We start from the raw sequence: 26,499 nt of genomic DNA, 5'->3' as shown, positions 1-26,499 counted from the left end.
TGGGTGTGCAAAATAATTCTTTTTAACCAAGAGAAAAAAGGTTTTCTAAACTTTTAACGTCAATATTGCATAATTGTTGCAATTCAGCAACAGTTCCGTGTTCAATAAAAGTGTCAGGAATTCCCAATGTTCTTATCTTAGTATTGTAATTATGAAGCGCAGAAAATTCTAAAATAGCAGTTCCAAAACCACCATTTATTGCACCATCTTCTATAGTAATTATAGTTGCAAATTTCTCAAAAATATAATGTAATGAGTTGTTGTCTAGTGGTTTGATGAATGGAAAATCGTAATGAGCAATAGTGTTTGGATTACCATTTTTTTTTAGTGCATTTATTACATTATTTCCAATTGTTCCAGTAGATAAAACGGCGGTTTGATTACCCTCTTTAAGACAAGTTGCTTTTCCGATTTCGATTGTAGCATAATTCTTAAAATATTTTTTTTGCCAATCGGTAATTACACCTCGGCCTCTGGGATATCGGATAGCAATAGGGTGATTTAATCCGAGTTGAGCAGTATATAAAATGTTCTGTAAGGCTATCTCATTTAAAGGAGCATAAATTATCATATTAGGAATACAGCGCAAATAAGCAATATCGAAAACACCATGATGAGTTGCTCCATCTTCTCCAACCAAACCAGCTCTGTCAAGACAAAATATAACAGGTAAATTTTGTAAAGCTACATCGTGTATAATTTGGTCATAAGCACGCTGTAAAAAAGTAGAATAGATATTGCAATATACAATCATTCCCTGAGTAGTCATTCCAGCAGCGAGAGTTACAGCATGTTGCTCGGCAATTCCCACATCAAAAGCACGTTTAGGAAAAGCATCCATCATAAATTTAAGCGAACTTCCAGACGGCATTGCAGGAGTGATACCAACGATTTTTTCATTCTTTTGGGCTAAATCTAAAATAGTTAAACCAAATACATCTTGGTATTTTGGCGGAAGATTATCTTCAATTTTAGGAATGATTTCTCCAGTCGAAGCATCAAATTTTCCTGGAGCGTGATATTGAACCTGATTTTCTTCAGCTTGTTGTAATCCTTTTCCTTTGGTCGTAACAATATGCAGGAATTTAGGACCTTTTATGTTTTTTAAACGTTTTAATTCTTTGATTAAAGCAAAAATATCATGACCATCAATAGGACCCGAATAATCAAAATTCAATGATTTGATCATGTTATTCTTCTTCGGGTTTTTTCCTTCTTTTACAGCAGTGAGATATTTTTTAAGCGCACCTACACTTGGATCAATCCCGATAGCATTGTCATTTAAGATAACCAATAAATTTGCATCGGTTACTCCAGCATGATTTAAGCCTTCAAAAGCCATTCCCGATGCAATCGAAGCATCGCCAATTACGGCAATATGATGTTTATCGAAATCGCCTTTTAAGTTAGAAGCAATTGCCATTCCTAATGCTGCCGAAATAGAAGTAGAGGAGTGGCCTACACCAAAAGTATCATACTTGCTTTCGGCTCTTTTTGGGAAACCAGAAATTCCGTTAAGCTGACGATTGGTATGGAAAATTTCTCTTCTTTCAGTCAATATTTTATGTCCGTAAGCTTGATGACCAACATCCCAAACCAATAAATCGGCAGGTGTGTTAAATACATAATGGAGTGCAATAGTAAGTTCAGTAACACCAAGGCTTGCGCCCAAATGGCCTTCTTTTACAGAAACAATATCAATAATAAAATTACGTAATTCCTGAGCAACTTGAGGAAGTTGCGCTTCAGGGAGTAAGCGTAAATCGGCGGGATTGTATATGTTCGAAAGTAAATTGACTGACATAAAAGCAAATGTACGAATTGAATTCTTATTTTTGTTTTATGATAGATATTTTTACCGACGAGTATTTTATGAAAAAGGCTTTGCAAGAAGCCGAAATGGCATTTGATAAAGATGAAATTCCTGTTGGAGCCATCATTGTAATTGATAATAAAGTCATTGCAAGAAGCCATAATTTAACTGAATTACTAAATGATGTTACGGCTCATGCCGAAATGCAGGCAATAACTGCTGCTGCAAATTTTTTAGGTGGTAAATATTTAAAAGACTGTACACTTTACGTAACGCTAGAACCTTGCCAAATGTGTGCAGGTGCTTTATATTGGAGTCAGATTTCTAAAATTGTTTTCGGAGCAAGCGATGAACATCGTGGTTACGAAAAAATGGGAACACAACTACATCCTAAAACAGCTGTTGTTCGTGGCGTTATGGCAAATGAAGCTTCAGATTTAATGAAACGTTTTTTTGCTAAAAGGCGAAAATAATTAGCATTACTGAATTTTCTTCTAAAAAGTAATTTAAATTTACAGTACTTTTACTACATATAAAGAGCATTTAATCAATCGTAATTTTGATTGTAAAATGTTATAAGCTTTATATGTGTTACTATTTTATAACTATTAATTATATACTCAATTGAAAACAAGAGGATTAGTTTACGTGTTGTTTGTGTTTTTTATTTTTCAGAGTTGTGGCAGGAAATCTGCTGTTGATTTTAATTCTGATTTTCTATTATTCAAGGATTATATAACGAGTTTTACTGGAGGGATCGTTTCTTCTCAATCAGATATACGCGTTGTTTTAGCATTTGAGAAAAAAGATTGGAAAATCAACCAAGAATTAGAAAGCGATTTGTTTGATATTTCTCCAAGTGTCGATGGTAAAGTTGTGGCGCTTTCTAGCAATACGATTGCTTTTATCCCCGAAAAAAAGCTAAAAGCAGGAACAGAATATCAAGTAACCCTAAATTTAGATAAACTAATTACACTTCCTAAAAAAGGAGATGATGATAAAGATTTGTCTAAATTCAATTTTACTGTTAAAACAGTTAAACAGGATTTTATTGTAAATACGCTGGACGTTCAATCGTATAGTAAAGAATATCAATACCTAAATTGTGTATTAAAAACGGCTGACATTATAGATGTAGAAACAGCAAAAAAACTGGTTTTAGCGAGCCATAACGGAAAAAACCTTACTATTAAATTTGATAAGGCGGCAAGTTCTGGAAAAGAATTTAAGTTTATCATAGATAGTATCCAACGTTTACCTGACGCAAGTAATCTAGAGATTTCTTATGATGGAAGCGATTTTGATATTGATCAAAAAGGAAAAATGGATTTTCCAATAACATCAATAAATGAGTTTAAAATTATAAAAGTTGAGATTCCAGATGAAAATAGTCAATCAGTATTAATTAATTTCTCAGAACCATTAGAAAAAGGACAAGATTTTAAAGGATTGGTAGCAATACAAAACACGAATAATCTAAAATTCTCAACACAAGGAAATACGCTAAAAGTTTATTTCAATAACGAAAAGCCAGTTGAGGAAGTAGTGCATGACGTTGCTGTTGTAGATACGGCAAGTGTAGCAGTAGATTCAACAAGTATATCTGTAGATAGTGTTGCGGTAGCTGTGCAAGAAGTTGTAGAAGAACCAGAACCACAATTAATGTTTAATCAAACGATTACTGGTGAACTATTGTTGGAAGTCTTTCAAGGAATAGAAAGTCAGTATGGTCGAAAAATGGAAGAAAACTATTCTGAGAAGATTTCTTTCGATCAGATAAATCCAAATATAAAGTTTATAAAAAACGGAACAATATTGCCAAGTTCAAATAATTTGAAATTGAATTTTGAAGCAGTAAATCTTAGTGCAGTAGATGTAAAAGTATATAAGATTTATAAAAATAATATATTACAATTTCTTCAGAACAATGAATTGAATGGCGCTCAGAATCTAAAAAGAGTAGCACAGCCCGTTGCAAAAAGTACAATTAATCTTAAAGAAAATACGCTTGTTAATCTTACTAAGTGGAATACATATGCTTTGGATTTGTCTAAGATAATCACGCCAGAACCTGGAGCAATTTATAGAGTAGAATTCTCGTATAAAAAGGCATATTCATTATATAAATGTGAAACTAGCGAACCAGATACAGATCAAACAGAAGAAGAAGAGGTAGATGAGAATGATGTAAACTACAGCGGTAATTCATATGACGACTATTATTATGACGATTACGAATGGAGAGAAAGTCAAGATCCTTGTACAGGTTCTTATTACTACAATGCAAAAATTGGAACAAATATTTTAGCTTCAGATTTGGGAGTAATTGCTAAACGAGGGGAGAATAAATCGTATTTATTTGTGGTAAATAACATAATCACGACCGAGCCAGTTTCGAATGCAAGAGTAGATTTATATAGTTTTCAGCAACAAAAATTGGCAACTGGAGAAACTAGCAGCGAAGGAATTGCTTCGTTTCAGTTAGATAAGTTTGCTTATTTTGCTATTGTTACTTTAGGAACGCAATCAACTTATGTAAAATTAGACGATGGAAATTCATTATCGGTAAGTAATTTTGATGTTGCTGGTGAAACCCTGCAAAAAGGATTAAAAGGTTATATCTATGGGGAGCGTGGAGTTTGGCGTCCAGGAGATAATCTGTATTTATCATTTATATTTAATGATGCAGCAAATAAATTACCAAAAGCGCATCCGATAAAATTTAGATTAACAGATCCTAACGGAAAAGTGACGTACCAAACCGTTCAGAAATCGAATGATCTAAATCATTATGCGTTTACAGTTCCTACAGATGCAGAAGCACCTACTGGAAATTGGGAAGCGATGGTAAGCGTAGGTGGAGCCAAATATTACAAAAGCATAAAAATAGAAACGATTAAACCAAATCGTTTAAAAATAAAAAATACTTTCAGAAGAGCAATATTATCTTCATCATATCCAAATACAAGTAATCTTGAAGTTACATGGCTTCATGGAGCGATTGCTAAAAACTTGAATGTAGAAATGCAAGCGAAATTCTCTCAGCAGAGCACTACTTTTAAAGGATATGAAAAATATGTTTTCGATGATTTGGTACGTCAGTTTAGCACTGAAGAAATTAATATCTTTTCAGGTAAGTTAGATGCAAACGGAAGAGCAGCTGTAAATATTGAGCCTAAGTTACAGGGGCAGGCACCAGGAATGCTGAGGGCAGCTTTTATTACCAAAGTGTTTGAAGAAGGTGGTGATTTTAGTACAGATGTTATCTCTACAACATATTCACCTTACAATACGTATGTAGGAGTAAAATCGCCAGAACCTACCAAATATGGAATGCTGGAAACTCGTAAGCAAAATCGATTTGATGTTGTAACGGTTGATGAAAATGGAAGACCAAAAGCTGTACGAAACCTTGAGGTAAAAGTATATAAAACTGAATGGCGCTGGTGGTGGGATGCTTCGAGTGATAATTTATCTAATTATAATTCATCAAATGCTACAACATCATACAAAACATTTAATGTAAATACAGATTCAAGCGGAAAAGGAAGTTTTCAATTTGCTTTGACCGATGAAGAATGGGGGCGTTACTTAATTCGTGTTTCGGATGAAACAAGCGGACACGCATCGGCATTAACCGTAAACATAGATTGGCCAATATGGTCTGGAAAAACAAGGAACACTGATGCATCTACAGCTAATATGCTTGTTTTTTCTACAGATAAAAAGAATTATGCTGTAGGCGAAAAAGCGCAAATATCTTTCCCATCAAGTGAAGGTGGTCGTGCTTTAGTATCTATAGAAAATGGTTCGAAAGTAGTACAGACACTTTGGGTGAAAACCCAAAAAGGAGAAACCAAAGTCGAAGTTCCGATTACAGGAGCGATGGCGCCAAATGTGTATTTTAATATTACACTTTTACAACCGCACGCATCGACCAAAAATGATTCGCCAATTCGTATGTACGGAATCGTTCCAATCGAAGTAATTGATAAAACTACGATTCTTGCTCCAAGCATTTCGATGCCAGATGTATTGAAACCAGAACAAACGTTTCCTATAAAAGTAAGCGAGAAATCAGGAAAAGAAATGACCTATACAATCGCAGTTGTCGATGAAGGTTTACTTGATTTAACCCGATTTAAAACTCCAAATGCTTGGAATAGTTTTTATGTGCGTGAAGCTTTGGGAGTAAAAACATGGGATGTATATGATGATGTAATTGGCGCATATGGCGGTAAAGTAAATCAGATTTTTAGTATTGGTGGAGATCAGGACTTAGGTGGAGGAAAAGCGAAGAAAGCCAATCGTTTTAAACCAGTAGTTGTTTACCTCGGACCATTTAAATTAGGAAAAGGAGAAACTAAAACACATCAGATAAAATTGCCTAAATACATAGGTTCAGTAAGAACTATGGTTGTGGCTGGAGATGCAAATACAAGTGCGTACGGAAGTGTAGAGAAAGCAACACCAGTTCGTAGTCCGTTAATGGTATTAGCTTCATTGCCTCGAAAAATTTCGCCATCAGAAAAGGTGACAATTCCAGTTACGATTTTTGCAATGGAAAAAAACATCAAAAACGTTACAGTACAAATTAAAACAAGTAATGGGTTAAGAGTTGTAGGAAGTCCAGCTCAAAGATTGACATTTACACAGCCTGACGAAAAAATGGCATATTTTAATCTAGAGGTGGGTAGCTTAACTGGAATTGCCAAAGTACAAGTTATTGCTACATCAGGGAAAGAAAAATCAGTTTATGATGTCGAAATTGATATGACGAATCCAAATCCTGTCACGAATACATTTACAGATGTGATTTTAGAACCAAATAGCTCAAAAACGATTGTTTGGAAAACATTTGGTGTATCAGGAAGTAATAAAGCCAAGCTAGAAGTGTCGTCAATGCCAACGATTAATTTAAACGGAAGATTGCAATTTCTTATTCAGTATCCACATGGATGTGTAGAGCAAACAACTTCGTCTGTATTTCCACAGTTATTCTTAAATGATGTGGTAGATATTGATGCTACACGCCAACAGCTTATTCAGAAGAATGTTACAGCAGGAATTACAAGATTGGGAGGTTTTCAATTGTCAAATGGAGGACTTCCGTATTGGCAAGGAAATTCAATTGCCGATGATTGGGGAACTTCATACGCAGGACATTTCATGATTGAGGCAGAGAAGAAAGGATATGTATTACCAATTAATTTTAAATCAAAATGGTTATCATATCAACAAAAAGAAGCCAAACAATGGCGATTTGAGCCACGTTACGGAAATGATATGGCACAAGCATATCGTTTGTATACATTGGCTTTGGCAGGTTCATCAGATCTATCTTCGATGAATAGATTACGAGAAACCAAGGGTATTTCTAACGAAAGTAAGTTACGATTGGCTGCAGCTTATGTTTTAGCTGGGCAAAAAAGTGCCGCTTCGAGTTTGTTATTAAGTAGTAAAATTGATGATGAATCGTCAAATTATAATTATTACTATTATGGTTCAAGCGACAGAAATCGTGCAATGGCTCTGGAAACAATGTTGTTGTTAGGACAGAAACAAAAAGCATTTACTATGGCTACAAAACTAGCTAAAAGTATGGCGAGTGACCAATGGATGAGTACGCAAACAACGGCTTATTCTTTGTATGCAATGTCTCAATTTTCATTAAACAATGGTGCTAAGGGAATAGATGTACAGTTTAGCAAAGACGGAAAAAGCCATGTTGTAAAAACTTCAAAAACAGTCGCCGACAGAAGTTTAGTAGTTAGAGCAGGTACAAACAGCATCACTTTAAAAAATAATAAGAAGAATACAATTTATGTTCGCGTATTAAATACTGGAATCTTACCAATAGGTCAGGAAAATGCAATTCAGAGTAATGTTTCGGCTGGTATAGTTTTCAAAAACAGAAAAGGTGAAGTCATCAATGTTTCAAGAATTACGCAAGGAACAGAATTTATTGCTGAGGTTACAGTAAGAAGCCAAAGAAATGAACGTGTCGAAAATGTAGCATTGACACAAATTTTACCTTCAGGATTTGAAATTGTAAATACCCGTTTTACCGACTATGGAGATGCAACTAATAATGTCGCTGATTATATTGATATTCGTGATGATAGAACTAATTTCTATTTTGGACTAAAAGCTGGTGAAACCAAAGTGTTTAAAATTTTGTTGAATGCATCTTACCTAGGCAATTATTATTTGCCAGGATTGCAATGTGAAGCAATGTATGATAATACATTCTTAGCGAGAACCAAAGGTTTTTGGGTTGAGGTTGTGAAATAAAAAATGGACCACGGATTGTACGGATTAAACTGATTCGCACGAATTTTGGGTTGAGGTGGTGAGGTAAAGTTTCTCGCAGATTTAACAGATCTGGCAGATAGAAAAAATCTGCAGAATCAGCTAAATCTGCGTGCAAAAAAAAACTTTTCGAACTTTACGGTTAAATAAATTACTACGTTGAAAAATAAATTAAAAGCGTTCCTTCAACGCATTATAAATTGGATTAAAAAGAATAAAATAAAATCACTACTAGCATTTTTGTTAGTGGTGATTTATTATTTTTCATTACCACGAACTTTATTTCAGGAACCCTATTCTACAGTTATTGAGAGTAAGGAAGGAGAATTGTTGGGAGCGAAAATTGCTCGTGACGGACAATGGCGCTTTCCAGCGCAGGATAGTGTTCCGGATAAATTCAAAAAATGTATTGTTTATTTCGAAGACGAATATTTCTATAAGCATCCTGGTTTTAACCCCGTTGCAATGGTCAATGCAATCAAACAAAACAGGAAAGCGGGAAAGGTTGTTCGAGGAGGAAGTACGCTTACGCAACAAGTAATCCGATTATCAAGAAAAAGAAAAGGCAGAACTTATTTTGAAAAACTTGTAGAAGTTATTCTTGCAACAAGATTAGAGTTAGGATATTCCAAAGATGAAATATTAGAATTATATGCTGCTCATGCGCCTTTTGGCGGAAATGTTGTTGGATTAGAAATGGCTTCATGGAGATATTTTGGAGTAAAATCCAATCAGTTGTCATGGGCAGAAAATGCAACTTTGGCCGTTTTGCCAAATGCACCGAGTCTGATTTATCCAGGAAAGAATCAAATAAAATTATTAGAGAAACGGAATCGCCTTTTGCGTAAGCTTAATCAGGAAGGAATTATCGACAAGCAAACGTATGAGCTTTCTATAGAAGAACCTTTGCCTGCAAGACCATATGACTTGCCACAAATAGCACCTCATTTGCTACAGCGAGTTGCTAAAAATCAAGAAGGGGCTAGAGTAAAAACTACAGTAGAATATGCTCTACAGAATAGAGTAAATCAAATTGCAAAATATTATTACAATCAGTATAAACAAAATGAAGTTAGTAATTTGGCTATTTTGGTAATTGATGTTTCTAATAGAAATGTTGTAAGTTATGTTGGTAATTCCCCAACAGATAGCGATCATCAAAAAGATGTTGATATTATAGATGCACCAAGAAGCACAGGAAGTATTTTAAAGCCTTTATTGTATGCAGCAATGCTTGATGATGGCGAATTATTACCTAATACGTTAGTTGCCGATGTACCGACTCAAATTGCGGGTTATACACCTCAAAATTATAATTTAACATTTGATGGCGCAGTCCCAGCACATCGGGCTTTATCGCGTTCTCTTAATATTCCTTCAGTTTTGATGTTACAGGATTTTGGAGTAAATAAATTTTATGAAGAACTGCAAAAATTTAAATTAAGAAATATTTCCAAACCACCAGATCATTACGGATTGTCGCTTATTCTTGGTGGAGCAGAGAGTAATTTATGGGATTTGTGCCGTAGTTATGCAGGGATGTCATCAACGTTAAACTATTTTAATAAAAGTAATGGAAAGTATCGAACACATGAATTTACCGAACTAAATTATGAAAACGATTTTGAGCCTGATTTTGGTAACGAAAGCACTCAGAAGAATATATTAGGAGCGGGTTCAATTTGGTTAACGTATAACGCCATGGAAGAGGTAAACAGGCCAGAAGGAGATGAAGCTTGGAAATTTTATGATAGCTCGCTTAAGATAGCCTGGAAAACGGGAACAAGTTTTGGTAATCGTGATGCGTGGGCGATAGGAACAAATTCCAGATATGTAGTCGGAATTTGGGTAGGAAATGCAACAGGAGAGGGAAGGCCAACTTTAACAGGAGTTACAAGTGCAGCACCAATTTTATTTGATGTATTTAATTTATTACCAAGACAAAAATGGTTTACAACACCTTATGGAGATTTAGATGAAGTTGAGGTTTGTCGTTTAAGCGGACATTTGGCAAAAGATGGTTGTCCGAAAATTAAACAATGGGTTACGCTAAAAGGAAAAACAACTTCTATTTGTCCGTATCACAAAATTGTGCATTTAGACCAAACGGAAAAGTTTCAGGTAAATAGTAGTTGCGAAAGTATTGAAAACATAGTTGTTAAAAACTGGTTTGTTTTACCACCCGTAATGGCATGGTATTATAAAAGTAAGCATATTGAATATATGCCGTTACCGCCATTTAGGGATAATTGTATAGGTACACAAACGGCTTCAATGGATTTTATTTACCCTAAGAGTAATAGTAAAATATATTTGACCAAAAATTTTAATAGTGAAGTACAGCCAGTAATTTTTAGAGTAGCTTATTCACAAAGAGAAAAACAGTTGTTTTGGTATGTTGATAATGTTTATAAAGGGGTTACCAAAGTTTTTCATGAAAAACCGATCGTAATGACAGCTGGCTTTCATTACATTACAGTTGTAGATGAATTTGGAAACGAAATCAGACGAAAAGTTGAGGTTGTAAGGGAATAAAAAAGAAGATTAAAACATTTTTAGACGACCATAGACATTTTTGTTATTTGTAAATCTAAAAGCAATGCCAAAAGTAAAACTTTTAATTACAGGAGATTTTTCTTTGTTAAATGATGTTGAATAGCCAAAACCTAAATCGATCATGTTTAAGAATGTTAAGCCAGCTAAACATAGGTGTTTTTATCAGAACTACCTGCTTTTATAAGTAAGTACTCCTGAATATTGTAAGATAAATGTAAGTCAGGTAAACCATAGTATTTGTCATCATAACTGGTAATTCCATACCCTAAGCCGAAAAAGAGTTTGTTTTTGTCTTTACAATCCAAGCAAAATTCTAAGCCACCCGTAAATTGACTTTTGGTTGCAATCGAATACCCTATATAAATGATTGGCCACTCAGGAATTCTAAATGTAGTTTTGTTGTTATTTGGGTTATAATTGAATTCTTTTGTATAGGATTTGCTGTCGGCCGCATTGTACCACTTTGCATTGCCGACCAAGTAATTACCTTCAAAGTCTTCTGAATAACCTTGAAAGTGTATTTTATTTCTTTTTAAATAATAGTCATTAATTACATAAACAGAATCGATATTGGGTATTTTATATCCAATAGCATTTTTGGTTTTTACTTTTTTTGGGTTAATCCTATAATAAATAGCGGATTCTCTGTTTGTGTTTTTCCAATTTTTGTCAAAAAAAATGGTGTCATTTTGAGCTAATGCTTTTGTAGAGATTATAACAAAAGCTATTATGAAATAATATAAGTATTTTGTTAGGTGCGTCTTTGATAAGTTAGATCCAATTCAAATGTAAGAAAAACGCTTTTGTTATTGTGTTTGTTTGAAGTGCTTATAATGTTTTTAACTTTAATTTATAGGCACAAAAAAACCGCCAATCTTTAGAAAGGCGGTTTCTTGTTTTATTCTTTAATAACATTTCCTTCTTTATCGTAGAAATGATATTCTAAGTACGTGTAAGCGTCACGAGGTATGATTTTTACCCATTTTTTATATTCAAAAAACCATTTTGAACGTATTGATGGAAAACCTTTACTGAGGTATGCAGCCACAAATGGATGTGTGTTAAGCACAACTTTTTTGTGGGTTTTTAAATGTCTTTCTAAATCAGAAGTGATTCTGTCAATGATTAAAATTGGCGCTTCAATTTCGCCATTTTCATTGTTAGGATTTTCTTCTCTAGTTTTAATGTTTACTTCGGGTCTTACTCTTTGCCTTGTAATTTGAACTAATCCAAATTTGCTAGGCGGTAAGATTTTATGTTTTGCTTTATCGTCGCTCATTTCTTCTCGCAAGAAGTCGAACAAAATCTTCCTGTTTTCAGGATTAGACATATCAATAAAATCAACTACGATTATTCCACCCATATCGCGCAAACGCAATTGTCTAGCGATTTCGGCAGCAGCAATCATATTAACTTCCATGGCTGTGTCTTCTTGATTAGTGGCCTTATTAGAACGGTTTCCGCTATTTACGTCTATAACGTGTAAAGCTTCAGTGTGTTCGATAATAAGATAAGCCCCTTTGCTCATAGAAACAGTTCTTCCAAAAGAAGTTTTGATTTGTCTCTCAATGTTGTATTTCTCAAAAATTGGAGTATCATTTGATTGATAAAACTTAACAATCGTTTGTTTTGAAGGTGCAATTTCTTGCAGATAATCCTTCGTTTGATGGTACAACTCTTCATCATCAATTTGGATACCACTAAAGGTATCATTAAATACATCTCTTAATATCGAAGAGGCTCTATTGAGTTCTCCTAATATTTTTGATGGATGATGAGCAGTTGGTAATTTTTTACACATTGCAGTCCATCTGCTAAGCAGGTTCTGCAAATCTTTTTCTAATTCGGCTACGTTTTTGCCTTCGGCTACTGTGCGAACAATAACACCAAATCCTTTAGGTTTGATCGATAATACAAGCTTTTTTAAACGGTCCTTTTCTTTTTTGTCTTCTATTTTTTGTGAAATAGAAACACGATCAGAAAATGGAACTAAAACAATAAAACGTCCAGCCAAAGATAGTTCTGCACTAATTCTTGGGCCTTTGGTAGATATTGGTTCTTTTACGACTTGTACTAAAACAGATTGATTGGCACTTAATATATCAGTAATGGTGCCATCTTTATCAATCTCTTTTTCAAACTGAAAGGTTTTTAGGGAGAAATCTTTTAATTTACCTGCGCTTACAAGTTTTATGAATTTCAACTGAGAAGCTAAGTTAGGCCCTAAGTCGTGATAATGTAAAAAGGCGTCTTTTTCAAAGCCAACATTTACAAAAGCAGCATTAAGTCCAGCAACTGGTTTTCTTATTTTGGCTATAAAAATATCCCCAACTTGAAAATTGCTTTTTTCTTCTTCTTTGTGTAATTCAATTAGTTTTCCATCTTTTAATAAGGCAAAATCTACGAAATCAGAACTTGATCTAATGATTAATTCTTTATTCATTTGTAAATTTTTATCCGAACTTTTTAGTTTTCAATTAACAGTTTTCAGTTTATAGTTTTTTGCAACTCTTAAACTTATAACATATAACTCATAACTGAATTGTAAGGATGGATTAAACAATATTTTTACAGGTATTGAACCCGGGGAAAATCAGCATGCAGTAAGCAATTTTAAGGAATCAGTAAACTGAGTACTGTATATTGATGACCTAATACTAATTTTCAATTTCAATGAACGTTTAAAAAGAAAAAAGTAGTTTAAAACTACTTTTTCTTTTTGTGACGGTTAGCTCTCGCTCTTTTTTTACGTTTGTGCGTTGCTACCTTATGTCTCTTTCTTTTTTTACCACTTGGCATATCTTATCGATTTTATGATTAATTAATAGTATTATTTTGCTTCGTTATTTGTTTTTACTCCTTCTACAAAAACTTTTGCAGGTTTAAACGCAGGAATGTTATGTGCCGGAATTTTAATAGTGGTGTTTTTAGAAATGTTTCTTCCAGTTTTTTCAGCTCTGGTTTTTACAATAAAACTACCAAAACCTCTTAAATAAACATTGTCTCCAGTTTCTAATGAAGTTTTTACTTCATTCATAAAAGTCTCTACAGTTGCTTGAACATCACCTTTTTCAAGACCTAATTTTTCTGAAATTTTCGCTACGAGATCTGCTTTCGTCATTTTCTTTCCTATTTATAATGGTATACTATTTTTTGAGTTTGCAAATATAGGAATTAAAAAAACAAATATTCAAGCTAATTCGTTAAATTTTAATAACATAAACTTTTACTTTTGTTGTCTAATATTTAATGATGATTTTTTCTAAACAATTGATAAAATGGTATTTACAGAACAAACGTGATTTGCCATGGCGTAATACTACTGATTCTTACCCTATTTGGCTATCAGAAATAATGTTGCAACAGACCCGAGTAGCACAAGGAATGCCTTATTTTTTGTCTTTTATAGAAGCATTTCCGACTGTTTTTGATTTGGCAAAAGCCGATGAGGAGCAGGTTTTGAAACTTTGGCAAGGATTAGGGTATTATTCAAGAGCTAGAAATTTGCATCAAACTGCACAATTTGTAGCAAATGAATTAAATGGTGTATTTCCTGGAACGTATGCCGACTTATTAAAACTAAAAGGAGTTGGAGAATATACAGCGGCAGCGATTGCATCGTTTTCCTATGATGAAGCCGTTCCGGTCGTTGATGGAAATGTATTTCGTGTTTTGTCGCGTTACTTCGATGTTGATACAGATATTGCTTTGGCTTCTACAAAAAAAGAATTTGCTGCTTTGGCTTATGAATTAATGCCAAAAGATAATCCCGCAATTTTTAATCAGGCTATAATGGAGTTTGGCGCGTTGCAATGTGTTCCTAAAAGTCCAAATTGTTTGATTTGTGTGTTTAATGATAGTTGTGCGGCATTACAGAAGAAAAAAGTTGATGTGTTGCCAGTAAAATCCAAAAAACTAAAAGTAACCACTCGATATTTTAATTATCTTGTTGTAGAGGATGAATTAGGTAATACTGTTTTGCAAAAACGAACGGCAAAAGGAATTTGGCACAATTTGTATGAGTTTCCGTTGTTAGAAACAGATGCTGAAAAAGACTTTGATTTTATGGTAACCTATATTAAGGAAGATTTCTTCGTAGCTTATTCTATTATTGGTGTAGAAGAATGGAATCCAAAAAGTATTGTTCATAAATTGTCACACCAGCATTTGCATATTAAATTTTGGAAAATAAAAATAAATGAGACCATTTTAAATGGAATTAATGCTCAGGATTTAAAAACATATCCTTTTCCAATTGTGATTCATAATTTTATTGAGAAGCAAGAAGAATAATGAGCTTATTCTTTTTAATTTCATCCTAGTTTGTATGGGGAAAGAAAGTCTTCTAACCTGAATTCGATTGATAAAAGACAGCTAATTGGCTTGTTTTAACTGTTTCGTATTTCAACGAAGGTTTTTTAGGTAGAAAATTATAAGCAATAATTCAAGCAATAAGATTTGATGAAAAATTGGTAAATGAACAATGCCTAGTAAAATCCAATAATTTCTTTCTAAATTTCTAAAAAAAAACGTCTATCTCTAGCTGATAATAAAATATAATTATATCCTTTAAACCTAGTCGATAGTTTTTGTGAAATGTAACATGTTATCAATAAAAGTTTTAACTGTAAAAACTCTTCTTATTTAAAAGCTTATGATTTGAGATTAGCAGGCTATTAACAACCAAAATTTTATACTCGGTCTTCCTTTGTTATTTCTTTCTTTACTCTATTTACAAAATACATTTTGAAATATATTCTTTATCCTTACCTTTATTGCCAAAAAATTATAGCTCAGTAAATAGAATGTCATTATTAGAAACTTTTTTATTCCCTCCTAAATATATTAATAATAAAAAACTTATAACTACTTTTTCCGGTAAAACAATTTTGATTACAGGAGCTAGTTATGGTATTGGAGAGAATTTAGTATATCAATTATCAGATATTAATACCTGTCTAATTTTGGTAGCTAGAACAGAAGAAAAATTAGTTTCAATACAAGAAAAACTAAAAAATAAAGCCTGTAAAATAATCATTTTTCCAACAGATTTATCAGACAACAATCAGGTTAATCTTCTTTTATCCCATCTTAGAGCTATTCCACAGGGAATTGATTTATTTGTAAATAATGCAGGAAAATCTATTTGCAGACCAATTATGAAATCTTTAGACCGCTATCACGATTTCAGCAGAACGATCAATATAAACTATTTAGGTCCCGTACAACTCACTTTAGGCTTAATACCTATTCTTAGTAAAAATAAAGGCCAGATAATCAATATATCTGCAATTAATGTACTTCTTTTTCCTGCTCCTCACTGGGCAGCCTATCAGGCTTCTAAAGTAGCTTTTGATAACTGGTTTCGATCTGCTTCATCTGAATTAAGAAATAATAATATAACAACATCATCGATTTATCTTCCCCTTGTAGATACCCGAATGGTTAAACCGACTAAGAGATATGATAAAATGCCGAAAATGTCTCCTAAGCAGGTAAGTACTATTATCTGTCAGTCTGTAATTCGAAAAGACAGACGTTTTGTTCCGTGGTGGTTATTTATGGGGCAAATTAGTTCCGTTATATTCCGATATCCACTGGAATTATTTTTTTCTGTATATAGTAATAAAATAAAAAAATGATCCGATATTTCTCCTCTTTCAAAAAAGCTAAATTAACAACTCCGTATAGCATCTATATACTACTGTCCTGCCTCATAAAACAAGGGAGCAGCCTGATTACTTTATTAATCTTTTCTGCTAAAAAATATTCTGACGCTATTGCTTTAACAGATGAAAATGAAGTAATAAGTTATAAAGAACTCTCTATTCAGACAAAACAACTTTTATATTATCTACAGAATAATCATAAATTAAAACAAGGCAATCGTGTTGCAATTATAAGTAAAAACCACATTTCCTGTATTAAAACCATATTTGCCTTATCCGGTTTAGGAGCAGACATCTATTTACTAAGCACAGAAATTACAAAAGATCAATTTGATGAATTAGAAAAATCCGTTTCTTTTGATTTTATAATTTATGATGTAGAAAAATCTCTTCTTCTTTCTAATTATAAAGAAAAATCCCTTCTTGCTTATGGAAATTATTCTGTCGATTCTTTATCTAAGAATAAAGTTGAAACTAAAATAAAAATAAAAAGAATAAAACACTCAAGAATAACTACTTTAACCAGTGGAAGTACTGGGAATTTTAAATTAGCAAATCGAAAAACCTCTATAATAAATTATATTTATCCTTTTTGTGATCTGTTTACTAAATTAACACTAGGACATTATAAATCTATTTTTATAGCCACTCCTATTTATCATGGCTTTGGCTTAGCCACTTTTTTTATTTCTTATCTATTAGGTTCCAAAATATTTCTAAATTCATCTTTTGATCAAAAGAAAATAAGTGATACTATTTCTAAAAACCACATTGAAGTACTTTCTTTAGTTCCCGTTATGCTGCATCGTATTATAAAACAAAACAGTGATTCTCTATTCTCACTCAAATGTATTATTTCAGGTGGTTCCGTTTTATCACATAATATAGTACAACAGGTTTTTGATAAACTGGGGTTTGTTTTATACAATTTATATGGAACATCTGAAAATGGAATATGCACAATCGCAACACCTGCTGATCTGCATAAATATCCTGGGACAATAGGAAAACCAATAAACGGTTTACAAATCAAAATAAAAAATAATTCACAAAAACACATAGGAGAAATATACACTAAAAATAACTGGTCAATTAAAAAAAATAACTGGATAAAAAGTGGAGATCTTGGATACAAGAATATAGAAGGTTTTTATTTTTTATCAGGAAGAACAGACGACATGATCATTTCCGGTGGAATTAATGTTTTCCCTATTGAGTTGGAAATGGTCTTAATTCAAAATCATAATATCGAACAAGCCTATGTGATAGGTATTCCAGATGAAGACTTTGGACAAAGACTAAAAGCTTACATACAATTAATACCTGATTGTAAAATCACACAAGAAGAACTATTCGACTGGCTGGCTGTAAAAATACCTAAATACCATAAACCTAAACAGATTGAATTTATAACTGAAATTCCTTATAATGCTATTGGGAAAATTCAAAAAAACAAGTTTGTGGAAAAATTAAAAAGTGGAACTTTACAATTAGAGGTGTAAATGTTCTGAATATAAAAGGTAATAACACAAGATTAAGAGTCGAAAATAGAGATTCTTATTTTGAAGAAACTCAATATAGTTCTTTGTCAGGTTTTGTAAATGTTGGGTTTTCATATTCATTTTAATTTTATATTGTCTAATCAATTAATGCTTTTTTTTAGTTTTGTTTAATCTAAACTTTGGAAATTTAGTTATATGTAGATATTTTCGATAGTAAATTAGGTTTGATTTTTAGTGAAAAAATGTATCTTTGATAGAAATACAATAGTAAGTCATGAACGGAACATTAAATAAAGTGATGTTGATAGGTCATTTAGGTGACGATGTAAAAATGCATTATTTTGATGGTGGAAATTGCATTGGGCGATTTCAATTGGCAACTAATGAGGTATATATAAATAAGACTACCAATGAGAAAATCACTTCAACAGAGTGGCATAATTTGGTAGTACGTAATAAAGCCGCAGAGATTTGTGAAAAATATTTGTCAAAAGGCGATAAGATATATATCGAAGGACGGATAAAGTCGCGCCAATGGCAAGCCGAAGATGGTTCGACTAAACATACGACTGAGATTCAGGTAACTGAGTTTACTTTTTTGACAACAAAAAAAGAGACTGAGGGGCAGAAGCAGAATCCTTCCTCAGAATCCTCAAAAAACACTAACTTTGACGCTTCGAATGATGGCTTACCTATAAATGATTTGCCATTTTGATTGTTTAACTAATTCTTTTTAATTTGGACCCAGAGCCCAGTTTACACGTTGCAAACATCTTAGATACCAACCTGATTGTTGGTTTTCTTGGAATTTTTATTTTACTTTTTTGTTCGGCTATAGTTTCTGGCGCCGAAGTAGCACTTTTTTCGCTGTCTCAAAAAGATGTTGATGAGGCATTACAGCAAAACACGTCCAAAGGAAGGATTATCTCTAACCTTTTGGATAGACCCAAAAAGCTTTTAGCAACACTTCTTGTAGCTAATAATTTTATTAATATTGGAATTGTTATTTTATTCTCTTTTGTAGGTCGGGATATTTTTGGAGCAGTGATTTCTCCAGTGTTAAAATTTATTCTGGAAGTGATTTTGGTTACATCTTTAATCTTGTTGTTTGGTGAAATTTTACCAAAGGTTTATGCGAGTCGTAATAATCTTAAATTTGCACAACGTATAGCGTATCCATTGGCTTTTCTGGATAAATTGCTTTCTCCTATAAGTTTGCCAATGCGATCAACAACGATATATTTACATAATAAATTAGGGAAGCAAAAAACTAGTTTTTCAGTAGGCCAATTGTCGCAGGCTTTAGAGCTTACTGATTCTGAAGAGACTTCAACTGAAGAACAAAAAATATTAGAAGGGATCGTTTCTTTTGGAAATACAGACACTAAGCAGGTAATGAGCCCGAGAATTGATATTTTTGCATTAGAAATCTCAGAGTCTTTCGAGGCTATATATCCTAAGATTATCGAGAAAGGATACTCTAGAATTCCAGTTTATCGAGATAATATTGATCAGATTGAAGGGGTTTTGTTTGTTAAAGATTTACTTCCATATATAGATAAAAAAGATTTTGATTGGGCTACACTTATTCGAGAACCGTTTTTTGTGCCAGAGAATAAAAAGCTAGATAACTTGTTGAAAGATTTTCAGAGTATGAAAAGTCATTTAGCAATTGTTGTTGATGAATATGGTGGAACTTCGGGATTGGTTTCTTTAGAAGATGTGATTGAGGAAATAGTAGGAGATATTAGTGATGAGTTTGATGATGAGCATATTAATTTTTCGCAAATAGATGATAAGAATTACCTGTTTGAAGGAAAGATAAATCTTAAAGATTTTTACAGAATAATTGATGTTGATGAAGATTTATTTGAAATACAAAAAGGTGAAGCTGAAACATTAGGTGGTTTTATTCTAGAAATCATAGGGAATTTCCCAAAGAAGAATCAAAAAATAACTTTCCAAAATTGTGTTTTTACAATAGAATCGGTTGATAGTAAGAGAATAAAACAAATAAAAGTAACAATAGAATAGCAAAGATGTTTAAAAAATCAATTACCATAATCATACTTTTTATTATAACATTAACTATAGTAAGTTGTAAAGATGATGTTGTGCCTAAACCTGCTAGTTATTTAAGGTTAGATTATGTAGAAGCTAAATATGTAAATTTTGAAAATCAATGCCCATTTGCTTTTGAGATTAATGCAGATGCGGTTATAAAAGGTGAAAAAGATTGTGGATTCATGATTTCTTATCCAAAAATGAAAGCAACTATTTATCTTACTTACAAACCGGTGAATAACGACATTAATAAATTGTTGAAAGATGCTCAGAAATTGACTTACGAGCATGTTATAAAAGCTGATGATATATTAGAACAGCCATATTTAAACCCTAATAAAAAAGCATACGGCATGTTTTATCAAGTAGAAGGGAATGCGGCTACAAACTCTCAATTTTACATTACAGACAGTATTAAACATTTTGTGACAGGTTCGGTTTATTTTTATGCTAAGCCAAATTACGATTCAATTATGCCAGCTGCTAGTTACATTAAAAATGATATGCAGCATTTGATGGAAACTATTAAATGGAAATAATTAGAAAAGATTCTTATAAAAAAAGAGCGCTCGTTAAGGGCGCTCTTTTTTAGGATTAAAATCGATTGAATTACGATTTCATATTTAAAACTTTATATGTTTTTCCGTCACCAGTTGCTTGAACTATTTTAGTTAAGTTTCCTGGGTTTTGAACTGTTTTATCAAAAGTTACAGTAGCGGTTTTTGTGTCAAAATCTACTTTTGCATCTTGTACACCTTCTAGATCAGATAATTCGCTTTCAATGGTTTTTGCACATCCCATTGCGCATGTCATCCCTTCGATAGCAAAACTTGCAGTTTGTACATTTTGAGCTGCAATTTCTTTATGTGCTTTCGGAGTAGCAGTTTCAGTTGTAGCTACTTCTTTAGTCTCAGTTTCGTTCTTTTTACAGCTTATAAATAAAAGGCTCGCAATTGCTAAAGCTGTGATTGATTTTACGATTTTCATATTGTTTTGTTTTAATAGTTTACGATAGGATTTGTTTGCAAAATTAATAAAAAACGAATGCGAAATTCATAAATTTATTACAATTTTGCTGTAAAATTGGTGTTATGGTTTTAAAACAATTAAAGTGGGTTTATTTAATAATATTAGCTTTGGTTTGGGGAAGTTCTTTTATTTTGATAAAAAAAGGACTAATAGGCCTAACTGCGATTCAATTGGGTTCTTTGCGAATTATCTTTGCTTCCTTATTTTTGTTATCGGTTGGTTTTAAAAGTCTGGCTAAAATTTCGCAAAAGCAATGGAAGTTCATTGTGCTAACCTCGATTTTTGGAACATTTACGCCTGCTTACCTTTTTGCAATTGCCGAGACTCAAATTGATAGCTCAATTACAGCAATTTTAAATTCGCTTACACCATTAAATACATTAATAATAGGAACAGTTGTTTTTGGAATTCAATTTCAGAGGCGACAAGTTTTTGGTGTTTTAATTGGATTAACAGGATGCTTGCTTTTGATTTTTAATGGAGCAATGAGTCATCCGGAACAAAACTATTGTTATGCTATTTTAGTTGTGATAGCCTCGCTTTGTTATGCAATAAATGTAAATTTGATTAAGAGGCATTTGTCAGATTTAAGTTCGTTGAGTATTACTACAGGAAATTTTGCAGTATTATTGATACCCGCAATTGTAATTTTGAGTTTTACAGGATTTCATGAAGTAATGTATGATGAAAAAGTCCAATATTCTGTTTTATTTATAATTATCCTTGGAGTGGTGGGGACAGGTATTGCAAATGTTTTGTTTTTTAAATTGATACAAATGTCATCTCCCGTATTTGCAACTTCAGTAACCTATTTAATTCCGATAATAGCTTTCTTTTGGGGATTTTTGGATAATGAAATGCTTACGCTAATCCAGTTTTTTTTTGCTTTTATTATTTTGATAGGGGTTTATCTGTCGGCCAAAAAATAAGTTTCTATTTGTGAGCTGATATTCGTATAAAGTAAGATGTTTTGTAAAAAAAATAAGCTTTGTCAAAGTTTTCACTTTGACAAAGCTTATAAATATTATTCCGAATCAATTCGTAAGTCTTTTTTAAGTCTTAGCATTTCGGAATCATAGGTTCATCAGTATCTTTATAAAAAATCAGCCTCAGAAACTCCTTCGTTAATTTTCACTTCCGACATTTTGATGTTTAATTCAAAACCTACATTTTGGATAATGTTAAAAGGAACTTTGATTCCTTTTACTTCTTTATAGTCACCAAAATTTGTGATTTGTGTTATTGATTTTCCAGCTTGTTCAGCTATTTTAGATTCTGCAACTTTTAATCCAGATTTTGTATCGAAAAAATAAGTTGTTTTGCCATTTTTAATAGCATAAGCATCGCTGTTATTAATTGGTTCGATACGGTCAATTACTAATCCATCTTTTTTAGAAAGTTGTAGTTCTTCAAAAGGAACTGCGCTAGCTTTCATTTCAGCAAGATCTTTGCCTTCAAGATTTTTTCGTTGTCCTTGTTGTTCAATGTAAGCTGTTTTTTCATTGACAACCTGTTTCATTAAGTTCATAGGTCCCATGGCTAATGAAACCATCATTTTTCCTTTAGCATCCATTTTAGAAGTGAATGTCAATGGTGATGGGGCTTGAGGAATGGTTGTTGATCCTAGCATTGCAATTGTTTTTACAGAAGCAACAGCTTTTTCTCCACCAATAGCTTTTATGTAGTTGTCGAATACGTTTTTAGCAGTTACTCCTTTAGGAACCTCTTTTTTTAATGATGGTTTTTCAGTAGGATTAGCATACTTGTCAAAATAACTAATAGGTATGTTTAGTTTCTCTAAGCCTGGAATTACTTCGGATCCTTTTCCAGTAATTACAATTCTCATATTGTCAATTAAGAAATATTTGTTGGCTACTCTAAGTACTTCGTCAGGAGTTACGTTGTTGATGTTTTGAATGTATTTTTCATAAAAGTCTTTTGGAAGATTTTCAGTTTCTATATTCAATGCGTATCGGGCTACTGTTTGAGGTTTTTCTACCTGCATAACAAATCTACCAATATATCCAGCTTTAACTGTTTTTAAAATTTCATCTGAAACTTTTTCACTTCGGATTCTTTTAATTTCTTTTACAAATTCAGTCACGGCGCTATCAGTTACAGCATTTCTTACTGCAGAAGCAGCTTTGAATTTGGTTGTGTATTTCCCGCTTCCTAGTCCAGAGCTAGCGCCATAAGTCCATCCGTGAGCTTCACGTAAGTTCATGTTCAAATAACTGTTAAAATCACCTCCTAAGATTTGATTCGCAATAACTGCAGGAAAAAAATCAGGGTCATTCATTTTTAAGTCTACTGTGTTAACCAGTGCTATTTCTGATTGTACAGCATTTGGAACATCAACAAAGTTAATTTGAAGATTAGCTACGTTTACAGGAGCAGGATAGGTATCTTTTGGTTGTGTTTTTTTCTCCCACTTTCCAAAAAGTTTTTCTACAGCTGCTTTGGTTTCCTTGAATTTTATATCACCAATAACTACCAAATATGCATTTTCTGGAACAAAATGATTTTTGTAATTGTTTTCTATGTCAGTTAGTGTTATGTTTTTTAGAGTTTCTTCGGTGATAAATTCTCCTGAAGGGTGATTTTTGCCAAATGCTAAGGCATCAACTACTCTTCTTTCAATTGCAGGTACACTTTTTTCTTCAGCTTTAAGACCTTCAATGAGTTTTGCTTTTTCTTTATCAAACTCAGCTTGAGTAAAGTTAGGTTGTAATGCACCTTCGGCTAAAAGTTCTAGGATTCGTCCTGAATATTTAGAAAGTGAACTTGCAAAAGCACCATGTGAACTAAAGTTGATATTTGCTCCGTAAAAGTCTATTTCTTCGTTAAAAACTTCTTTAGCTGTTTTTTTAGTTCCGTCGCCAATCATGCTACTTGTTAGCTCATCTACTCCTTTTTTGTTTCCTTCTGCAAATGGAGCATTGTCAAGGGTTAGGTTAAAGCTTACTCTTGGTAATTTATGATTTTCGACAACCAAAACTTTCATGCCGTTTGCAAGAACAAAAGTTTGTGGTTTTTTAATGTTTACTACTGGCGAGCTACCTGGTTTAGGTTGCGGACGATCTTGTGCTTGCATAATTCCTGTTACGAATAATAGGATTAAAATAATTTTTCTTTTTTTCATGATTCTAAGAGTCTTAATTTTGTGCCTTTGTAGTAGGAACGTAGTCTAAAATTAAACGTTGATTAGGATTTAGATATTTTTTGGCAACATCTCTAATTTCTTCTCTGGTGATAGAATGATAGAGGTCAATTTCGGTATTTATTAGATTTACATCACCATAAAGCAGGTAGTAAGAAGCTAGATTCTCGGCAATCCCTTCTACGGTTGAGTTAGAATTAACGTAATTATTATCGAACTTGTTTTGTAGTTTTTCGTAATCTTTCTCTGAAATCAAATTAGTTTGAAGTTTTACAATTTCTTCATCGATTTCTTTTAGTAAGTCTTCAGAAGTATTAGGTTTCATTGGTAAGCCGTATAAAATGTACATACCGTAATCTTCTTGGCTAAAACCAACAGCTCCAATTTGTAAAGCCATTTTTTTATCGTCAACTATTTTTTTATAAAGTTTAGAGCTTTTTCCATCGCTTAAATAAGAAGAGATTAAATCTAGAACTCTTGCGTCTCTGGTTTTCATAGATGGAGTACGGTAAGAAGCAATAAGCATCGGAATTTGGATGTTTGGATCTTCGTATTTAGCTTTTATAGTTTGAGTAATTGGCTCTTCAGTAAAAGTTTGTTTTTGAAGTTTTTCTCCTTTTTTGATTGGTCCAAAGTATTTTTGAATCCATTCTTTAGTTTTTGCTTTGTCAAAATCCCCTGCAATTACCAAGACAGCATTATTTGGAGTATAGAATTTTTTATTAAAAGCTTTGAATTCGTCAAGAGTTGCTGCATCTAAATCTTTTATAGATCCTATTGTTGTCCAGCGATACGGATGGTTCTTAAACATGTTTTTCTTTACCTCAGGAAGTATGTTTCCGTAAGGTTGGTTGTCATAACGAGTTCTTTTTTCTTCTTTAACAACTTCATTTTGAGTGTCGACTCCAATTTTGTTTATTACGGGATGCATCAATCTTTCTGATTCCATCCATAATGCTAATTCTAAGTTGTTAGAGGGGAAAACTTCGTAATAATAAGTTCTGTCATCAGATGTGTTGGCATTATTAGTACCGCCATTGGCAGTTACGATTTTCATCCATTCACCACGTTTAATATTTTCTGTTCCTTCAAATAATAAATGTTCGAAAAAATGAGCAAAACCAGTTCTTTCTGGGTTTTCATCTTTTGATCCCACATGGTACATTACGGAGGTTACGACAACTGGTGCCGAAGAATCATTGTGTAGGATAACATGCATGCCGTTATCTAAATCGTATTCTTCAAAAGCTACTTTTTGAGCTGAAGCTACTCCACCTAGCATAAGTGCTGCAGTTAGCATAATTATTGGATTTTTCATAAAGGTTAATAATTTTTTTATTACACTTATATTAGTAATGATTAATTAGAAATAGTTACACCAAAAATAACTTATTTTGATTAATAATAACAAAACAGGGGTGTTTTTGCTTGTTTTTTAACAGTATTTTACTTCAAAGGTGTTTTTGAATTAATCGAAACCGCTTAAAAAAAGCAAGGATTAATAAGTATGGAAGATTTTTGCATTAAGAAATTGCATAGTAAATTATTAATTGTATATTTGCAACCTTAAAAATCAATAAATCAATTTGGTATGTATGCAATCGTAGAGATAGCAGGGCAACAATTCAAAGTAAGCAAAGACTTAAAGGTTTATGTTCACAGATTAGCTAATGAAGAAGGTTCAAAAGTTTCTTTTGACAAAGTTCTTTTATTAGATGATAATGGGAATATTACTTTAGGCGCCCCAGCTATAGAAGGTGCTTCAGTAGAAGCTAAAGTGTTACAACACTTAAAAGGAGACAAAGTAATTATCTTCAAAAAGAAAAGAAGAAAAGGTTACAAAAAGAGAAATGGTCACAGGCAATATCTTACTCAAATTGTAATTGAAGGTATTACTGCAGCAGGAGGAACTAAAAAAGCAGCGGCTAAAAAAGCAGTTGTAGCAGAAGAAGTAGCTACTGAAGAAGTAGAAGCTCCAAAAGCAAAAAAAGCAGCTCCGAAAGCAAAAAAAGAAGCTACTAAAGAATAATAACAATATTTAAACTCATACGTCATGGCTCACAAGAAAGGTGTCGGTAGTTCGAAGAATGGTAGAGAATCTGAATCAAAACGTTTAGGCGTTAAGATTTTTGGAGGACAAGCTGCTATTGCTGGGAACATCATCGTTAGACAAAGAGGTTCAAAACATAATCCAGGTGAAAACGTTTACATTAGTAAAGATCACACTCTACACGCAAGAGTAGATGGAGTTGTAAAGTTCCAAAAGAAAAGAGATAATAAATCATACGTTTCTATACTTCCATTCGAAGCATAATAACTAAGATTATATTTATTAAAAAAACCCGTTCGTTTAGCGAACGGGTTTTTTGTTTTAGTTGCTTAATTGTATCTTGA

The 26,499-nt window shown here is 32.7% G+C and carries 19 protein-coding genes; 12 read left to right on the top strand and 7 right to left on the bottom strand.

Annotated features, from left to right (window positions below; genetic code table 11):
* Nucleotides 1-22: 22 nt before the first annotated feature.
* Nucleotides 23-1,804 (bottom strand): 1-deoxy-D-xylulose-5-phosphate synthase, encoded by a 1,782-nt coding sequence (locus tag IUY40_RS11720; RefSeq protein WP_195737055.1) that lies wholly within the window; start codon nt 1,802-1,804, stop codon nt 23-25.
* 38 nt (nt 1,805-1,842) lie between these two features.
* Between IUY40_RS11720 and IUY40_RS11715 the strand changes: the two genes are divergently transcribed.
* From IUY40_RS11715 to pbpC, 3 genes are all read left to right on the top strand, one after another.
* On the top strand, nt 1,843-2,286 hold the full coding sequence (locus IUY40_RS11715; RefSeq protein WP_195737054.1) for a nucleoside deaminase: 444 nt from the start codon (nt 1,843-1,845) through the stop codon (nt 2,284-2,286).
* A gap of 151 nt (nt 2,287-2,437) precedes the next feature.
* Nucleotides 2,438-8,107 (top strand): MG2 domain-containing protein, encoded by a 5,670-nt coding sequence (locus IUY40_RS11710; protein WP_195737053.1) that lies wholly within the window; start codon nt 2,438-2,440, stop codon nt 8,105-8,107.
* A gap of 177 nt (nt 8,108-8,284) precedes the next feature.
* Nucleotides 8,285-10,660 carry a penicillin-binding protein 1C gene (gene pbpC / locus IUY40_RS11705; RefSeq protein WP_195737052.1) on the top strand — a complete coding sequence of 792 codons (2,376 nt, stop codon included), beginning with the start codon at nt 8,285-8,287 and terminating at the stop codon, nt 10,658-10,660.
* A 164-nt stretch (nt 10,661-10,824) separates the two neighbouring features.
* Here pbpC and IUY40_RS19465 read toward each other — a convergent pair whose 3' ends face one another.
* The 3 genes from IUY40_RS19465 to IUY40_RS11690 form a co-directional block, all read right to left on the bottom strand.
* On the bottom strand, nt 10,825-11,160 hold the full coding sequence (locus tag IUY40_RS19465; protein WP_229335520.1) for a hypothetical protein: 336 nt from the start codon (nt 11,158-11,160) through the stop codon (nt 10,825-10,827).
* A gap of 419 nt (nt 11,161-11,579) precedes the next feature.
* Nucleotides 11,580-13,124, bottom strand: coding sequence for a ribonuclease E/G (locus tag IUY40_RS11695; RefSeq protein ID WP_195737051.1), 1,545 nt, complete (start codon nt 13,122-13,124; stop codon nt 11,580-11,582).
* A gap of 387 nt (nt 13,125-13,511) precedes the next feature.
* Nucleotides 13,512-13,802, bottom strand: a complete 291-nt coding sequence (locus IUY40_RS11690) for an HU family DNA-binding protein (RefSeq protein WP_195737050.1) — start codon at nt 13,800-13,802, stop codon at nt 13,512-13,514.
* Nucleotides 13,803-13,933: 131 nt separating this feature from the next.
* Between IUY40_RS11690 and mutY the strand changes: the two genes are divergently transcribed.
* The 6 genes from mutY to gldD all read left to right on the top strand — a co-directional run bounded on the left by mutY (nt 13,934) and on the right by gldD (nt 20,455).
* Entirely contained in the window at nt 13,934-14,974 is a 1,041-nt protein-coding gene (mutY, locus tag IUY40_RS11685; protein ID WP_195737201.1) for an A/G-specific adenine glycosylase, read from the top strand.
* 512 nt (nt 14,975-15,486) lie between these two features.
* Nucleotides 15,487-16,323: an SDR family NAD(P)-dependent oxidoreductase gene (locus IUY40_RS11680; RefSeq protein ID WP_195737049.1), complete on the top strand. Its 837-nt coding sequence runs from the start codon at nt 15,487-15,489 to the stop codon at nt 16,321-16,323.
* Entirely contained in the window at nt 16,320-17,852 is a 1,533-nt protein-coding gene (locus IUY40_RS11675) for an AMP-binding protein (RefSeq protein WP_195737048.1), read from the top strand. The genes IUY40_RS11680 and IUY40_RS11675 overlap by 4 nt, the downstream gene beginning before the upstream one ends.
* A gap of 274 nt (nt 17,853-18,126) precedes the next feature.
* Complete coding sequence (ssb, locus tag IUY40_RS11670) at nt 18,127-18,567, top strand: single-stranded DNA-binding protein (protein ID WP_129539872.1); 441 nt, start codon at nt 18,127-18,129, stop codon at nt 18,565-18,567.
* 23 nt (nt 18,568-18,590) lie between these two features.
* The gene (locus IUY40_RS11665) at nt 18,591-19,886 is read left to right on the top strand and encodes a gliding motility-associated protein GldE (RefSeq protein WP_195737047.1); all 1,296 of its coding nucleotides are present in this window, start codon (nt 18,591-18,593) and stop codon (nt 19,884-19,886) included.
* A gap of 5 nt (nt 19,887-19,891) precedes the next feature.
* Complete coding sequence (gldD, locus tag IUY40_RS11660) at nt 19,892-20,455, top strand: gliding motility lipoprotein GldD (RefSeq protein WP_195737046.1); 564 nt, start codon at nt 19,892-19,894, stop codon at nt 20,453-20,455.
* Nucleotides 20,456-20,525: 70 nt separating this feature from the next.
* Here the strand turns inward: gldD and IUY40_RS11655 are convergent, their stop codons facing one another.
* Complete coding sequence (locus tag IUY40_RS11655) at nt 20,526-20,903, bottom strand: heavy metal-associated domain-containing protein (protein WP_195737045.1); 378 nt, start codon at nt 20,901-20,903, stop codon at nt 20,526-20,528.
* Nucleotides 20,904-21,007: 104 nt separating this feature from the next.
* Here IUY40_RS11655 and IUY40_RS11650 point away from each other — a divergent pair, with 104 nt between their 5' ends.
* A complete protein-coding gene (locus tag IUY40_RS11650) occupies nt 21,008-21,874 on the top strand; it encodes a DMT family transporter (RefSeq protein ID WP_195737044.1) in 867 nt (288 codons plus the stop codon).
* A gap of 164 nt (nt 21,875-22,038) precedes the next feature.
* On the opposite strand, the gene IUY40_RS11645 is transcribed toward IUY40_RS11650, so the two are convergent.
* Together IUY40_RS11645 and IUY40_RS11640 are read right to left on the bottom strand one after the other, a co-directional pair.
* The gene (locus IUY40_RS11645) at nt 22,039-24,039 is read right to left on the bottom strand and encodes an insulinase family protein (RefSeq protein WP_195737200.1); all 2,001 of its coding nucleotides are present in this window, start codon (nt 24,037-24,039) and stop codon (nt 22,039-22,041) included.
* A gap of 61 nt (nt 24,040-24,100) precedes the next feature.
* The gene (locus tag IUY40_RS11640; protein WP_195737043.1) at nt 24,101-25,423 is read right to left on the bottom strand and encodes a pitrilysin family protein; all 1,323 of its coding nucleotides are present in this window, start codon (nt 25,421-25,423) and stop codon (nt 24,101-24,103) included.
* A gap of 273 nt (nt 25,424-25,696) precedes the next feature.
* Here IUY40_RS11640 and rplU point away from each other — a divergent pair, with 273 nt between their 5' ends.
* Nucleotides 25,697-26,134, top strand: coding sequence for a 50S ribosomal protein L21 (gene rplU, locus IUY40_RS11635; protein WP_195737042.1), 438 nt, complete (start codon nt 25,697-25,699; stop codon nt 26,132-26,134).
* Between the two features lie 24 nt (nt 26,135-26,158).
* Complete coding sequence (gene rpmA / locus IUY40_RS11630) at nt 26,159-26,419, top strand: 50S ribosomal protein L27 (RefSeq protein ID WP_007805051.1); 261 nt, start codon at nt 26,159-26,161, stop codon at nt 26,417-26,419.
* Nucleotides 26,420-26,499: the final 80 nt, after the last annotated feature.

It is taken from the genome of Flavobacterium sp. ALJ2 (assembly GCF_015594725.1).
Classification (GTDB): Bacteria; Bacteroidota; Bacteroidia; order Flavobacteriales; family Flavobacteriaceae; genus Flavobacterium.
The sequence above is the reverse complement of the archived record's forward strand: the minus strand, read 5'-3'. Positions and strand labels throughout refer to the sequence as shown.